The organism is Bacteroides sp. D55t1_190419_B8, assembly GCF_015558905.1.
Classification (GTDB): domain Bacteria; phylum Bacteroidota; class Bacteroidia; order Bacteroidales; family Bacteroidaceae; genus Bacteroides; species Bacteroides vicugnae.
Map to the genome: position 1 here is coordinate 102667 of NZ_JADMOU010000012.1, position 15801 is coordinate 118467.

General features: G+C 55.1%; 8 protein-coding genes. All 8 read right to left on the reverse strand.

Annotation, left to right across the window (positions count from 1 at the left end; all coding sequences use genetic code 11):
* Positions 1–117: 117 nt before the first annotated feature.
* Positions 118–972 (reverse strand): DNA adenine methylase, encoded by an 855-nt coding sequence (locus tag I2I13_RS12735; protein ID WP_195649642.1) that lies wholly within the window; start codon positions 970–972, stop codon positions 118–120.
* Between the two features lie 95 nt (positions 973–1067).
* On the reverse strand, positions 1068–1712 hold the full coding sequence (locus I2I13_RS12740; RefSeq protein WP_004326020.1) for a thymidylate synthase: 645 nt from the start codon (positions 1710–1712) through the stop codon (positions 1068–1070).
* 72 nt (positions 1713–1784) lie between these two features.
* A complete protein-coding gene (locus I2I13_RS12745; protein WP_004326021.1) occupies positions 1785–2027 on the reverse strand; it encodes a hypothetical protein in 243 nt (80 codons plus the stop codon).
* Positions 2028–2206: 179 nt separating this feature from the next.
* Positions 2207–2692, reverse strand: a complete 486-nt coding sequence (locus I2I13_RS12750; protein ID WP_004326022.1) for a hypothetical protein — start codon at positions 2690–2692, stop codon at positions 2207–2209.
* Positions 2689–3993, reverse strand: coding sequence for a reverse transcriptase domain-containing protein (locus I2I13_RS12755; protein ID WP_004326023.1), 1305 nt, complete (start codon positions 3991–3993; stop codon positions 2689–2691). Before I2I13_RS12755 ends, I2I13_RS12750 begins: the two co-directional genes overlap by 4 nt.
* 516 nt (positions 3994–4509) lie before the next feature.
* Positions 4510–11247 carry a hypothetical protein gene (locus I2I13_RS12760; protein WP_195649643.1) on the reverse strand — a complete coding sequence of 2246 codons (6738 nt, stop codon included), beginning with the start codon at positions 11245–11247 and terminating at the stop codon, positions 4510–4512.
* A 26-nt stretch (positions 11248–11273) separates the two neighbouring features.
* Positions 11274–15290, reverse strand: a complete 4017-nt coding sequence (locus I2I13_RS12765) for a hypothetical protein (RefSeq protein WP_005932379.1) — start codon at positions 15288–15290, stop codon at positions 11274–11276.
* A 46-nt stretch (positions 15291–15336) separates the two neighbouring features.
* Positions 15337–15801, reverse strand: coding sequence for a hypothetical protein (locus tag I2I13_RS12770; protein ID WP_004326780.1), 465 nt, complete (start codon positions 15799–15801; stop codon positions 15337–15339).

Consider the following 15801-nt stretch of genomic DNA (forward strand, 5'->3'; position numbering starts at 1 on the left):
ATTCAGCATGATCAAAGCCCACCGTTTTTCTTTCACTTGAACCCTCTTTAAATGGCTTTAAAATATCATTTAAAAGCCATTGCAGATTCAAAATAATTTCCTATCTTTATGCAATTGTTAGGCTGCTATACCTGACACCTCATCCGGCTTCGTGTACAGCATCATGTCTGTATATTTAGCTTGATAGTTTACGCTTGCACTAAACTCCACTTTCCTGCATTCCTTGAATGGGCTGCCGACAAATGGGTTTCGGTCCATCCAGTCGCACAGTTCTAAAATGGAGGACTTGTTCGAGGTGAAGTACACGAACGAATGCCCTTTCAGAACGGTTAGTACATCCAGATAGTCAGCCAGACGCCAGAACATCTTGTAAGTACCCACCTCGGTGGAGAGGTACGGCGGATCAACCAGGAACACCACACCCGGAACATCTTTGTAACGTTTGAATACTTCCTTGTAGTCTTCGCTGGTTATAGTCAGTCCTTCCAGATAATCCTTTGCTTCGGGATAGTCTGTCTGCCGAATCCTATTGTAGATGGCTTCTTTCTTCATTCCTTCCAAACTGGTCACATATTTCATGGCGAACAACAAGGATGCGGAAACCGTGATATAATCCACGTAACCGTGCTCTTTTTCTTCCCTCTTAATACGAGCAAACATTTTATCGCGAACCTCCCCGGTTATACGTTTGTTTCTGGGTTCCCCTTCAGCTATCCGACGCAAATCGGATAACAGCACATTGGTGGCCGGGATATTTACAAGTCGGCAGCGGTAGTTGTCGAAGTCATTATACACAACGGTGGCATCAGGCCTGACACATTTGGTAATATGTGACAGCAGGCCCGAGCCGCCAAACAAGTCCACAAACACGGTGCTGTCCGGGAACTGTCCCAGCACCTTGATAAATTCCCTCGCAAACATGCGTTTCTGCCCCACGAAAGGAAGCGGGGCGGACAAATACATCTTTCTCATTTCATTCTGCTTTAAAACGGCCGCAAAGGTCCACAGAATAAACGAAAAACAGCGGGAAACATGAACTGTTCCCGCTGCAAGACATATACAGCAAACTACACGTTCAACCCGAAGCGGACCGTCTCGTCACCGGCGATCAGCGCACGGGTGCCCGGGATATTATTCTCGTAGATATGTACATTGCCCAGATAGAGAGTGATCGACTTCAAGGGAAGTTCTATCTGCCGCGCCATCAGGTACAGGTGGTAAATATCGGAAGGTAGCCCGAGGTTTGCGTCACTGCTGCGCTGGTAGGCGGACAGAACCAGTTCACCGCCATCTAACTGGAACTGTACCAGACTCAAACAGGGTGCCTGGTTGCTCTCGGCACCGGTTTCGCCCAGAAAAAGCACGTAGTTCTTGCTGTTGCGCCTCTCCCGGTTAATTTTCGCTATCAACGGAGGCAGCTTCTCGAAATAGGTCGGGTAACTGTTCACCAGGATGGAGCCGCAATAGTCCCACCAGTTGATGCCGGCCTCCCGGTACTTCTCCACGTTGCGCTCACCCTGCATAAATAACTGCAACTCGCTGCGGAGCTTCTTGCGGGCGATATTATGCCCCTCGAATATGTCAAGCAGGTCCGCCGGTGTCAGTGACAGCTGCTCGTTCAGAAGGTATTGTATATTTCCCTTCTTGTTGGTCTGTGTTTTTCCCGTGGCAAGAATCTTGTCCAGGATACGGTAATACTTGTTCATAGCCATTTCCTCCTTCTAAATTTGAAACACCCTAAAGATAAGGGGAAACGGCACTCCCTACGACATAAAACAACCCGTTCACACTGCAAGCGTCTTGCAGTCGCTCTGGAATCGTTTCACCAAGGCATAAACCTTGCGTTCGCTCACCGAATACTTTTCGGACAATACGGCCACAGCATACGAGACTTTTTCACCTTGATCGAGTAGGCGGGTATAGTCCGCGTACAGGTCGATATACCGGGCATCTTCCAGACGGATGCCGGCCGCCTGAAGCCTTTTCAACAGCTCCCGGTTAAAGTTTAATATCTCAATCACTTTCATACAACAAAAAAATTATATCTTTGCATCGCCAATCATTTTTTAGACAACAAAAAAAACGTCAAACCGTGACAGAGGGTATTTGCCCCCGGTCGCGCGGTTTGGCGTTTCATGTTTATAAAAGTGATTGGCGTTACTTTTTAACAGGCCGGGGGCTTTTTTCTTATCCTCCCCCGAAGGATTTATTCCACCCGGTACTTCTCCGGATCAAAAGCGTCTTTCTTCCTCCAGCCGTCAGACAGCGTGTCCTGAACATGCTTCATGGCTTTCGTGTAGAAATCGGTCAGTTCCTCCAGTGTGACGAACTCCCGATATTGGGGAACCTCATCCGTACCGAACTTGAATGTCACGGGAAGCGTAGCACCACCAGTCTGTACGGCCAGATCATACGCTGCCTTATAATTGAACTGGTTTTCACTTGACAGCCATACCGGCATACCTTCATAGAGAAAACCGGAAAGTATCTCACGGTCAATTTGCTCATTACACCAGTCTGTAATGACGGACTTTATAGTATCCATGTGAGGTCTGCCGACAAAGCCTTCCTCCATGTAGGAGGCGGATCCGTCCTCACGTTCCTGTACATCCCAGCGGATGCGCCATCTGTTGCGTGCCGGGCTCACGCACTCGATCAGTTTTATCCCGGATGTTCCTTCTACCCGTTTCATGTAAATATGTATTTAGTTCGACCCTTGCCGAAGGTTTCCGTCTTGATGGTGGTCTCGAACGGGAAGCCGTCGGGCATATCCTTCACTTGCAAGAGGATGTTCTTCATCTCCTCGCTGTTGGTAAAGAACTTTTTCGGTTCACCGTTCATCTCAATGGCCACGATACAGCGGTCCTCGCCCTGTTCGGTCTTGATGCCCGTCTCGAAGTCCTTCACCACAATCGGTAAGTTCACCAGCTCCCGGATGCTTACCACCACCCCGGGAAAACGTTTCTTGCCGTCCTCCGGCTTGTAGGAAACGTTCAAGTCTTTAAATGATCTCATGTCTTTGCCTGTTAATTTTTTAAACAACGTATGACAGTCGGCGTGCTTGGCCATCCCGTAGAACGACGCTATCAGCTCACGCCTCCTCCTTCTCGATTTTACCTCGTGCATTTTTCGAGCGAACTTCTGCTTGATGCGCTTGCGAAGGCGGACATGGTCCGCACCGAAAGTCACATACCCCAGAAAGTCGATGCCCTCGCCCGGCGGGAACACGCGCTCGTTCCCCTTCACCAGGAGACCGGCACACTCCATGCGCCCGTGGACGGCATCACGAATCTTCCACAGTTCCGCTTTCGTTTTACCCAGTACGACGCCGTCATCACAATAGCGGTAGAAATGACGCACGGCATACCTGTCCTTCAGATAATGGTCCAGATACACAGACAAAAGCAAATTGCCCAGCCCCTGCGAGCTGCGCAGGCCGATACTCAGACCTTCAGGCATCAGGCGGATAAAGCTCTCCAGCATGGTCACGAGCTTTGCGTCCTTGAACACCCGGCTGACGCAATACATCACAAAATCCTGCTTCACGCTCTCGTAGAATTTGGTGATGTCAAACTTGTAACAGTAACGTGTACCATCAGGGTCTTCGGCCATGTCACGGCGGACATACGCCAGGAGGTCGTGCATCCCCCGTCTCTTGATACTGGCGGAGGTGGTACGGATGAAACGTTTCCGCAGATGGCGGTCCACCACCGCCATGATGGCATGCACGGCGATGCGGTCCTTCATCGGGATCACCTGAATGCGGCGTAGCTTGCCGCCCTCGATGATCTCGCGTTCACGGTAGTCCTTCACGCGGAAAGTACCGGATGCGATCTGCGCGACCAGCTCCTCCAACACCTCGGGCTTATGCGCGAGCAGATAGCACCCCTGGCGGCTGCGTTTACGCTTGCTGCCGCGAAGGACCTGCCGGAAGGAAGCCTCCATGTTGGAAGGCTCCACGATCTCCTCGATGATATACCCAACCCTGCGCATAAATTACTGTTTATTGCTTTTAATACGGGGCCTTCAATCCCCCGGGCCCGGCTTCTTCGAACCGTTTCCGGCCTACCAAACCCTACCCGACACTTTATTTTTCAGTTTTCCGGCCCTTACGGACCGCTGTTACTGCGGCTTGCCCCCCTCGGCACCACGGTGGGGACAAGTCCCCGGTGTTGTACGCCGATTAAAATTTCCTTTCGATTGTTGTTCAGACGAGAACCGATGTTCGTGTTCGTATTCGAGGAATCGTTGTTCGCATTCGACATCGAAACACCGCCATTCGGGTTCGCGTTGTTGTTGCCACGATAGACCACACGGCCTATGGGGAGGCGCCACCTTTCAAATGCAAAAGTACTATTTTCAAATTATTATTTAACAAACAGATACAAAACCTGACGTCAAAAAAATATTTTTCGACGGGCTGACGCCCGTAATGAACGGCGTTCCCCTGCTCGGGGAACACCGGATGTTTTGTCGCTTCGCTCCCGCTTTGACGCTTTACGCGGCCGATCATGCAACCTCGCTTATCGCTTTAAACGCCACGGCGCTCGACGCCTTAACGAGCCGGCCGCGGAAGGCCAGACGAGAACCGATGCTCGTGCTCGTATTCGAGGAATCGTTGTTCGCATTCGACATCGAAACACCGCCATACGGGCTCGCGTAGCTGCCGCCACGATAGACCACACGGCTGGAGGCAGTGGATATGTAGTAGATGTCGCAGTAATTTGTCGAGGAGGAACCCGAAACGGAACCCACCGGAATCACGTCCATATATTTGCCATGCGCCACGGCGGTAATCCAGATACCGGAGCTCACGGAACCCTTAACCAGGCGGGTACTGCCGTCAGGCATCCAGATGCGCCACTTCCCGGAATTGCCCGTGTCATTAGGAAGATCCACGCCGTCCATCATGTCATATTTATGACCATAGATGTCCTCGTAGCCAAGGCAGCAAATATTATTCACCTGCGTAACCGTGGCCCCGCCGTAGTCATCCTTCTCACGGTACCACGCATACTGGTGGACGGAGTTTTCTATCAGGCTGTTCGTCACATTAGGGTTGATTGAGGAGGCTTCCTCGTAGCCGATCGTGTCCGTCATACCGCGGCTGGCAGTACCACCCGTAGTACGGTTGTTCGTGTGAGAGCCCGCGCCGCATTGTTCCTGGCTGTCACGACGACCGTACTTCGCGTAGAAAAGATTCGCGATGCGCGAGTGCATAAGGGCATCAATCTGCTGCATACCGCGCTGGACACTGTAATAGTGGAAATCAGCCCAGGTCATGCTCGCCGTAGTGCTCCCGCCGGTAATGCAGGCGCGAAGTTTGGAACCGACAACACTGCTGCCCACAACGGCACACAAGTGCTCGTCATTAGGCACCCATTCGGGTTCCATATCCTCGATCCTGTCACTGTTAGAAAGGACAACCTTATCGAACTCTGCCGTGTTCAGAATGGAGAAGTGAAGAGCAGTGGCACCCTCCGGAACATCGGCAATCAGGTACATACCGGCCTCGAACTTGTTGCTCAAGGTAGGGACGACGATTGAACTGATGACCGTGCCGGAATCGTCTGTGAAAATGCTTCCGACAAGGCTTGTACCGGGAACGCTCGGGAAACGCACACGCTTGTAACCGTCCACGTTCACCTTGCATACCGAATACGTACTGTCAGTACTGTAGCTGTTCGAAAGCGTATCCTTTCCGCTCATGATCTTACGACCGGAAAGATAACCGCCACTCGTGCCCTTAATGTCGTCAAGCGTAAGGACGTCAGCATCCGGAACGGAAGGCATGTTATCCGAACCGTTACTGCTGTAACAGGAGTAATGCTTGCCGTTCAGGTAATCATTGATACCCTTGCTCCAGAAGAAGGGCTCGTACATCATCCAGTCACCTTCAGTGCCGTCCAGTCTGGCAGCCGTGCCGTCGGCGTACTTGTTGCTGTCCGTGTCGTCCAGCGGGTAGTAGGTCATCTCACCGTCCAGGTTGTTCACCGTGGTATCAACGTTCGCCATGTTCACACCCCGCGTCGTCGCTTTTTTAGTCACTTTAGCAAGTACACGGTGACGCTGCTTCAGGATGGCGGAAATATGACCGCTCACCTCATACGCGTTGTCATACTTGTAGCCGGTACCGTTGTCAAGGTTGCTCACGTTCGCGTCATCCGATACCTCGTCGTCGAACTCGATCATCGTGTATTCCGGCTGCCGGATATTCAGTTCCGGGAAGTGCGCCTTCAGAGCGCTGTACGTATCGTCATCAATGTAGCGCGTGAGCTGTACCGTACCCACCAAGGCGCACGTGTCCGTAGTGTTGCCATCGGAATCCACACCGCCCATCCCGACAAACTTATCCAGCCACGTACCGTCATCCTCGCGGTCAATACCGGTTACTCTGATACGTTCCACACCCGTGCAACGGCCCAGCAGGGTTTCCCAGTCAATACCTGGACAACTGTCAAAGATGAAGGTCTTCACCTTGCTGTAGCTTTCCAATGTCAGCCCGCCGGTGGTCAGTCTGCCCAGATATTCCAGACGGAGGCTGGTCAGTGTACCGGGAAGGTGGAGCAGCGTCACGGGAGAACCCTTGGCTAGCACCACGCTCTGCACCTGCGTACCGCGGGCCTCAAGTTCTTCCAGCTTGGTCTGCGCACTCAAATCCAGCTCGGTACTGGTACTTCCCCCGGTTTTCGCCTGTGCCTGGTTACGAAGGTTGAGTTTACGTAGCTGCTTGCAGTTGCCGATGTTCAACCACCAGCCGGTACTGCCGTTGCCGGAACTTTGAAGGTTCAGTTCGCGCAGCACGGTACATTTGCCCAGGTCGAAAGCGTTTTTCAGGTGGTCGGCGGCCCCGCTCATATCCAGCACCTTCATACGGCTCGCGCCATAAACCCTCAAGGGATCGTTCACCGTATAGGCACCGGTGATGGAAAGGCTCGCAGCCGCATCTTTCTTGATGATGCCGGTATTCCCTATATTCGGGCTGTTGTTCGTACCGTAGCCGAAAGCATAAACCTCGTTGGCCGTAATCTTCAGCACGTCGGGGGTGTCAGCAGCCGTACGTGCCAGATAGAGGTCGATGTTGTCACTGGTGAAATTGCTCGTGCCGTACTTAGCATCCAGAAGGGCGAAACGATTACGCACGAAATATTCACGGTGCGCACGGTTACTGCCCTGAAGGGCGTAGATGAACGGCCACACCTTGCCGTACATCTCCTGCGTGGCGGGCAGGATGTACTTCAGCTCGCCGCTCTTGTTATAGGCACGGTCGCACCAGTTGCCCGCCTGCTCCACGTTCAGCATGTCCAGGACACGGCTGGTGGTAAGTACACCGCGAAGAGCCTGCGCCTGTGTCTTCAGGTCAGCGTCCAGGTTGGCCAGAACGAGGTTCCAAAGCCAGCTGTCACGGCCTTCAAAGGCATATTTCCCGGCCTCGGCGTCATAAGTGTCGCGGTCGGTGGTGTAGTCATACACCAGGAAACAGTCGTTACGTTTTCCCATCTGGGTATCACCGTCGTAGTAGGTGATGTACCATATCAGGCCGTCCCACGTGCGCAGCATCATGTTCTTCGCACGCTGGTCAACGGCAAGGAAATAGTCCGTCCAGAGGTAATACGTCAGCAGGAAAGCCTTGTCGAAATAGTCACTTATCTCGTCCCTGAACTTCTCGCTCTTAAAAGTGGAGAGGTCGGCGCTCGTCGCACCGTCCGGAACACACGAGCGTATCCATGCGTACAGCCGTTTCACGGCCGTACGCTGCGACTCGTCAAGGCCCGCCCATTTCACATCATCCGGAACGTTGGTCTCGGCACCGGCATCAAACACCTCCTCCAGATGAGCGTCACTTGTGGTCTTGAAAAGGCACATGGCCTCGGTATTGTTCAGCATTTCCAGAGTGAGGGGACAGGCAGGATCGTAACCCTCCACGCCACTAAGGCCGAACAGGTCGCCGCTCTTGCTTTTCTCGTTGTTGAAGTTGTATTGCCCCACATAGTTGTTCTCGCCGTCCTCCGCAGCCGCCACAAACATGTCGATAGGCACACCGTCGATAGCGGTACGCACGGTGACCGCGTTCAAATCGCTGCCGCCCGTCTCGTACTGGTAACGCTGCGGAGGGGTGAGAAGCCCCATCTCCTTCAGCACGTCGTTGAACAGTTTGGCACCGCCTGTGTTCAGCGACATGGACGAGTCGGAATAATCACTCTTCAGACAGATCAGGTTCATGGCGATGCCACCGGGACGGACGGGATATTTCTTTTCCGCCTGCTCCTTGCCGCCAACGGTGAAGCTAAGGTTCGTGCCGCCCTTGCTGATATAGATACGGATGTTCTTGCTCGGATATTTCGTGGAACTGGTACCCTGAATACGGATATAACAGTCACGAAGCACGAAGTCGTATTCGGATCCGAAAGGGGAGTAATAGAAGATATCCGCCGAAAAGTCCGTCTTCTTGTTGTTCTCGGCATACACGTCATCGAGCTTGTTCTGGCGCACGATACGCAGCACCCCCTTGCCCTTGGCACGCAGCTTGTCCATATCCACAGTGTCGGTATCACCCAGGATATCGTTCTCCTCATACAGCGCGATCATCTCCTCACCGTCCGCACTGTCCACCATCCGGTTCTCCAGTTCCTCGTCGTCACTCAACCGGCGGGTATAGATACGCACGCTCTTTACCTCCACGTCCGCCCCGGCGCTGTCAATGGTGATATATTTCGGATTGTCCTGGCGGAAGCTGAAGGCGTTGTCGTAGATGTCGGCACCGGTACGGTTGCCGTCCACATAAAGCTCCATCAGACGGCTCTCATTGCGGGTACCCACCATGAGGGCCACCTTGATCCACCGGTCTTCCACATAATTCGTGCCCAGCTTGATCTCACGCTCCACCAGCTCGTCGTCCTCGTTGGTATAGGACACTTTCTCACCGGTCTTGAAACTCGCTTCCGAAGGGGTGATATAAAGCCCCTTGCCACTGTCGAGACAGTCCACAACTGCGGTATCGCTGTCAGTGGGATTGCTTACCCGGAGGGTCAGTTCAATGGTCAGCCCCGTACTTTTCACATCGGTGGCAAAGGGCCGGTAGCCGATGACGGCTTTCGCACCGTTGGTCAGCTTCAGCGCCTCACCCGTCCAGCCGTTGCTGCTCCAGTCAAAACCCTCGAACGTGGTCTCCACGCCGTTCGACTCCCATGTTCCGGGGTTACTCTCCCCGTTGCTGCGGCCCGCCGCGTCAAGCTTGACCGCCAGGCCGTAGGTGGCCTCGCTGATATCGATACCGCTCTCACCCACGTCGATGCGCAAAGTGTACCCGGTCGGACCGGCTTTCAGGACAAGCGTCTGCGTGCCTTCCTCGGTAAACCGGTTACTGTAGGTCATCATGCTGCGGGGAGCGCTCACGGTACTGCTCTTGACGCCGTTTTTCCAGAACTCCACTTCAGCGGGCACACGGTCGGGATCATAGGCCACCCAGTCGAAAGTGAGCTTCTCGTAGCGGCCGGCTTCAAGGACCGGCTCCAGATGCTCGTCCCGTCCGAGGACATGCCCGTCGGCATGAATGAGCTTCAAACCGATGAAGGGCGCGCCGGTTCCGGCCTTCAGCAGGTCGATATGGATGCTCTCGCTTTTCAGCGTGAGGTCGTCAGTTTCCATCTCGGCCACCAGCTGGGCGGTATGCCGCCCCACGGACAGGCCGGTCATGGAAACCTCGAAACTGCCGTTCGTCGTGCCGCTGCGGGTGACCGTATGCGCGTTCTGCTGTACACCGTCCACGTACAGGCTGACGGTTTTCGTGCCGGTACCGCTCACGGCGTAGGGTATACTCGCGGAATCATAGGTACCGTAACCGCCGTTCTGGATGGTGGCCGCCAGGTTGTAACCGCAGGAAAGGGACAGGGTGACGCTCTTCACGCTCACGTACGCCTGCTTCTTCTGCGCCTTGCCCGTGGTGGGATCGGTAGTCTCGGCAATGACGTAGATATCGCTCGTGCCCACCAGCAGGTATTTGGTCAGGTCAAGGGTATAGGTACCCTTGCTCACTTCCTTCAGCGAGGAGGAATAAGTGGTGGTCGTCCCGCGCTTCACCTGGATGGTGACGGTCGCTTTCTGTCCGGTACTGCTACCCTTGTCATCACCGCCGGCAACCTGGTGGTCATAGGTATAGGTAAGTTTCACCGCTCCGCCTTCCTTCACGGTTTTCTTGTCGGTCTCGGCAAGCAGCACGATCTTGGTGGTGGAGGACTCACCGCCGCCACCGCTGCCGGCCGGGATGTCAACGCTCGCAATCTCCGCCCCGCTCTTGTTGGTCAGCGCAAGGCGGACACTGCTCTCGTCGTCGCTCACTTCCGCGCTCATGCCGAACACGGTACCGGCTTCCACCTCCTGGAATTTGGCGGCGACGGTCTTGTTCTGGACGGGATTGGTACTGTCGGCATCCAGGCTCTCGTCCACTTCCAGCTTGTCGATGGTCAGATCCACGTTGCCCTCGCTGTCGGGAACTTTCTTCTCGCCGTTCACCGTCAGGCTCTTCATCGTTCCGGCACCGCCGAAGTCCTCCCAGCTCGCCTCCTGCTCCCAGCTCGACAGACTTGTCCCCACGAACTGTTTGGTCTCCCATTTGCCCTGCGAGACTTCATAGGTGATGCAACGGCCCTTGTAACGGTATTTCTCATCCACGGCACCGATCGCGGAGGAAAGGACATAATAACCGCTCTCCAAAGGGACTTCCGCCGTCACATTATACGTGTTACCGCCACCGCCCGTACCACCGGGAATATCAACGGAGGCAATCTCCGTCCCGGTCTTCCCCAGCAGGGTGAGTTTCACCGTGTCGTTCTCCTCATCAGGGACGGCCGTCATGCCACCGACCAAACCGTCGTTCACACCGGCGGCGGCATCCTCCGCCTGTTTCGCAGCCGCGGATGCCGCTGCCGCGGCGGAATTTGCAGTTTCAGCAGCCTGATTGGCGGTACCGGCCGCATCAGACGCCATACCCGCAGCTTTATTCGCCAAAGCCGCAGCATTATCCGCTTTCGTGGCAGACGCATTCGCCGTGGCAGCGGCATCATCGGCCGGTTTACGCAAAAGGGTGAGCGGAGCACTCACCAGCTCACTGCCGCGAAGGGCGGGGAGACTTTTGATATTGTCAAGGGAGCTGACCTCCACAAGTTCATCAACGCTCTGGCTCTCGGCCTTGATAGCGTTCAGGATGTCGTTCTTAAGTTCCGTTTTCTCCGATTCTGTAAGTGCCATAAGTTATTCCTCCTTTTTTATTGTTGTCAGTCATTGTAATAATGGTATGAAAGCGCGCTGAAGCCAAGGATGCACCAGCCGCACTTGTTCAGGCTGTTAATGATGGCGGGCTCCTCCCAATCCTCGCCCGTGTAGAGCAGGAGGAAGCGGTTCACGGAGGTGACGTACAGCCAGTTCCTCTCCGGGTTCTCCGGAGCGGAAGAAAGCTCTCCCTTCCACGTGATGCGGAGATCATCGGAAGCGCCGCCGTAAACGGGGAACTCCACCCACGCGCCGTACCAGTAAAGGTAGTTGCGGTTCCTTTTCGTGTCGTAGTAAAGCCATCCGCTCGAGGGGGAAGCGGGGGGACCGGCCGACGCTCCCCGCCACGAAACCAGGTCCGCAAGGATTCTCCCGTTCAGCTCGGGGGTACCGACCAGCTCGATGATCCCGCTGATCCAGTCGATCCTGTAGGGGTCGGAATAGGAAAGCAGCGAATCACTGCTAAGGTTCACGTTGGAACCGCGGAGCAGCGTGCCGTCGTCCACACGGACGGAGCTGTAGCGGATAGAGCCCACCGTACGCGTATAGGGAGGGTGGCAGCCGTTGTAAAGGGTTACGCGCGAGCCGATATAACGCACGTCGTTCGGAAGGATGATGTCCGCACCGTTCGACGAACCGGCCATGTCCACCTTCAGGCTCAGCTCGCGGCCGATCAGGTAGCCGGCCTCGCCGCGGCCCGAGCAGGAGGTCAGGACGGCGTCGCTCGACTCCACAAGGTGGAAGTTCGTGCGGATATGCCCGGAGAACGTGCCCGCGTTCGCCTCGATGCTCCCGTCCTCCAGGATCTTGAAATTATCGTTGGCCGTCACGAGGCCCTCCAGCTTGACGCGGTCACCGGTCAGCTTCACCACGCTGATCTTGTTGCCGTCAGCGTCCGTCCCGTCCACACTCACGCCGATAAGCGCCAGTTTCCCGTCCGCGTCCTGGGCGTAGATGCCCGCGCCTTCAGGCTTCACCACAAGCCCCGTCTCTTCCAGCATATTCTCGTCACGGTCAAAGACGGCGGCCGTTATCTTCACCAGACGCTCCGACTGCTCGAAAAGCGTCCGGTAGCGGTGTGCAAGGCTCTCCACCTTGTCAGTGGACAGCACGAGCATATACAGGTAGATGTCACCGGTAAAGGACAGTTTGAAATCACCGGTACCGTTCCAGAGGCCGCTACAGGTGTACTGCACGTAACCATCAGTTGCAGACAGTTCCTCCTCCACCTCCAGGCTGTTGAAGTTCGCGAAACCCGTCTTGTCAACGTCCAGGAACTGGACTCTTAGAGTCCCTTTGGTTGCGCAGCGGTAGAAGAAGGAAAGGTACACCGGCACGGCCTCCTTCTCCCCGTCACCGTTCACAGGCATGGAGGGGATGCTTTTCAAATTCGCCCGTTTCTGGAGGATGTACTTGTTACGGATGTGCACCACCGTCCGCCCGTCATCCACCGTCACGCTCGCCCCGTCGCCCTTTCTGGTCAGTACGTTGTTGTTCGCCCAGATCCATTTGTTACCTGCCAGGAAGAACACCGTCTCGTTCTCCGTGTTCCATTTCTCCAGCCCGTCATCGAAGGCGGGGTTGTTCAGGTAGCCCTTCTCCGTGGCGAAGTCGTTCCTTAGGGCGGTCACCGCGCTGGTGATGCGCCCCTCCACGATCTCGAACTTGGTCTTGATGTCCTCACCGGTCACCAGAAGGAAAGTCCCGCGCAGGTAGGCGTTGTCGCTGTAAAGGCCGTTGCCGTGCGGCTGGTTGTCAGCCGGGAACCAGTCATCGCTGATGCCGTCCAGGTTGCCCAGGCGCGCACGAAGGCAGCCGGTGAAGTTCTTCGCCTTCACCCCGTCCATCACGTCCACGCGGGGCTGACCGTCCTCGGTGGCGGAGATCAGGATCAGGTTCTGACGCAGCGGGTTCTCCGTGTTGCCCATCAGCACGCACTCGTCACCGGCCTCCGGAAGGGAACCTGAAAATTCATCCTCACTTACGAGAATGGAGTCACCCTCCACGCCGGCCACCTCCACCCAGTACCCTTTCAGGTTCCCGCCGCTGAACGTGGCGCAGCGCATCAGGTCATGGGCCTGGAAACTGTTGTCCTGCTCGAAAGTGATCCTCCAGTAACCGTCCTCAAGTACGGCGGTCTTTATTTTCCCGTTGGCGGCGCTGACGCACAGCTGGCCGCCAACGCTGCGTACCTTCTCGATAAGCAGCTCCAATACTACCATGACCTGACGTACCGTCAGCTTGTCGATGGTAAGATGGGACAAAGCGTCCTCCATCCACAGCCGCCACCCCTCACCGAAAAGACCGTCCACGAATTTCGGGCTGCGAAGGAACTCACGCACGACAAGGGTCAGCAACTCGGCATTGCCCTTGTCATCAATACCCGCATTATCCTCCTGTCCGAAAGAGGCTCCCGCTTCGAAGGTGATCTTCCCCTTTGCACGGTCATTCTTTTTTTTGCTGATGTGTTCCGCCTGACTTCTCCGCGCGGAAAAAAGATTGTTGTCCGTAGGCAGTGTCTTGTCCCAGCTACGGATAATGTCAGGAAGCGCGGCACCCTCCGCCTTTGACTTCGTATAGTTTTTCAGTTCCCCGATACTGTCATTCACCCGTTCAAACGCACCACTATGCAGGGCATCGCTGATCTCGATGTCCATCTCCCCGGGTTGGTTCACCTTCCGGGTAATTTTCGTGATGCGGCTGCTGCGATAACCGGTTTCGGGGAAATACTCCTCGCTTTCAAGTCTCACACGGCGGCCTACGGACAGGGAAACACCGTTCTCCTCAATCCACACATGGTCGGTCGGGGCCTTGTAAACGGCAAGATCCTGCCAGCATTCGGTATTGAACTGTTCCACCGCCGTAAGAAACTCCTCCTCGGCAAGCGGGTAATATTCGTCCGGCATACGGATATTCCAGAGAATATAACGGTCACCGGATTTCGGAATAAGTTTGCCGCCGGGGAGTTGCGTGTCATCATCATAGGGCCATATCGTAATAATCTCGAACTCACGGGTGGCACTGTTGAAATTCACCTCGAAATAGTGGTCCTCACCCTGCCCCAGTCCGGAAAGGTCACCGTCCTGGAACGATACACGTTTGGTCTCGTCGGGCAGCTCGTAATCGTTCGGATCGAAATTCAGGCTGTCGTCCCTGAAATAATAGACCGTGAAAGGGTTGCCGTCGTCATCTTTCACATCTTCGCTGCGCACACTGCTGACAGCCCCGATCCTGCGGGGATAAATGCCGCTGAAGGCGTCTTGCTCGTAACGGTCATAGATGCCGTACTCCTCCGTATGTATCTCGACATATTGCCTGCCCCCCGGAAGCATCAGGCGGCTATGCCCGTATTTTGACGGATCTATGTTCCGCGTGCTGCCTACCGGGAACAACCGGGTATAAAAATTGTCGGTACCCGTCGTGTCGCGTTCGATTCCGGTCAGTCCCTTCCCGTAGCCCAGCGTTATTTCCTCGCCATGCTCACACCGGCACACGTTCACGGTCTGGCCTTCCACCCACCATTCAGCCTGCCCGCCGACCGCTTCGGCTATCTCTTTCAGGGCTTCGTTGCAGTACTTCCCCTCGTAATCGATGACGATAAGGTCCGTACCGTCCACCCGCCCCACTTTCCAGTCGGTGGTGTGGTTCATTCCGTCATTGATACACTTCACGATCATGGCCACGTGTTCACGCGGAGTCGCTGTCAGCGTGAACACAGGCTCGGTGTTCCCGTCGGTGGTCTCCAGCACAAGAAAACGTCTCACCAGGCTCTCGATACCGTAAAACTTCAAATCATATACCCACTCCTGGCCGCTCTTCTGCTTCGGGATGTACCGTTCGGTCAGCCAGTAGCGCTCACCCTCAAAGTCCACCCGGTCATTCACGTCCAGGGCGATATATTCGTAATGCGTGAAAGAGAGTGTCAGGACATTGTCACCCTGCACCTCCTTCACCTGGGTGGAGCTGTCGCCCGCCTCGATATCGGTCCGTCTGTTGCCGTTGCTGTCATAGATGGTCAGCATGTCTGTATCTTGTTTAAACGTCGTTTGAATAGGGTTTGAATCACATTTATATGACCGGGACAGGTTCCCGGAACTTCACCTTGAACTTGCCGGCGTGCACGCCTTCCTTCCAGAGATAGGTCAGAGGCTGGAACTTGCTGCAATCCGTATATTTCACACGGAGAGTCAGGGCAAGTTGGGGAAAGGAAATCTCAAGCCACCCGTCACGGCCTTTCTTCAGGAAATTGATGAACTCGAAATACTTCTTCAGCCAGCCGGCCTGCGTTTTGCCAAACAGGGCGAAATGAAGCGTCACGTCACGGGCCTCGTTCCTGGGCGTCAGCACGGAGGAATATTTCTCCCCGTCCTCCTCCCGGATATTCACAGCCGTGTCCGTTTTCGTCTTGCTCGGGGTCAGGATGGCGGTCAGGTTATCCATCCCGCCGCGCTTGTCCTCAACGAGGAACACCCCGTATGTACTCCAGATGTCGGTACCGTTGACAAGTACCAGACCGCCTAATATCTTTTCCAT

Excerpts from the sequence above, each read along its gene's own strand:
- I2I13_RS12735 (WP_195649642.1), bottom strand. The coding sequence starts at position 972 with ATGAGAAAGATGTATTTGTCCGCCCCGCTTCCTTTCGTGGGGCAGAAA.
- I2I13_RS12740 (WP_004326020.1), bottom strand. The coding sequence starts at position 1,712 with ATGGCTATGAACAAGTATTACCGTATCCTGGACAAGATTCTTGCCACG.
- I2I13_RS12745 (WP_004326021.1), bottom strand. The coding sequence starts at position 2,027 with ATGAAAGTGATTGAGATATTAAACTTTAACCGGGAGCTGTTGAAAAGG.
- I2I13_RS12750 (WP_004326022.1), bottom strand. The coding sequence starts at position 2,692 with ATGAAACGGGTAGAAGGAACATCCGGGATAAAACTGATCGAGTGCGTG.
- I2I13_RS12755 (WP_004326023.1), bottom strand. The coding sequence starts at position 3,993 with ATGCGCAGGGTTGGGTATATCATCGAGGAGATCGTGGAGCCTTCCAAC.
- I2I13_RS12760 (WP_195649643.1), bottom strand. The coding sequence starts at position 11,247 with ATGGCACTTACAGAATCGGAGAAAACGGAACTTAAGAACGACATCCTG.
- I2I13_RS12765 (WP_005932379.1), bottom strand. The coding sequence starts at position 15,290 with ATGCTGACCATCTATGACAGCAACGGCAACAGACGGACCGATATCGAG.
- I2I13_RS12770 (WP_004326780.1), bottom strand. The coding sequence starts at position 15,801 with ATGGAAAAGATATTAGGCGGTCTGGTACTTGTCAACGGTACCGACATC.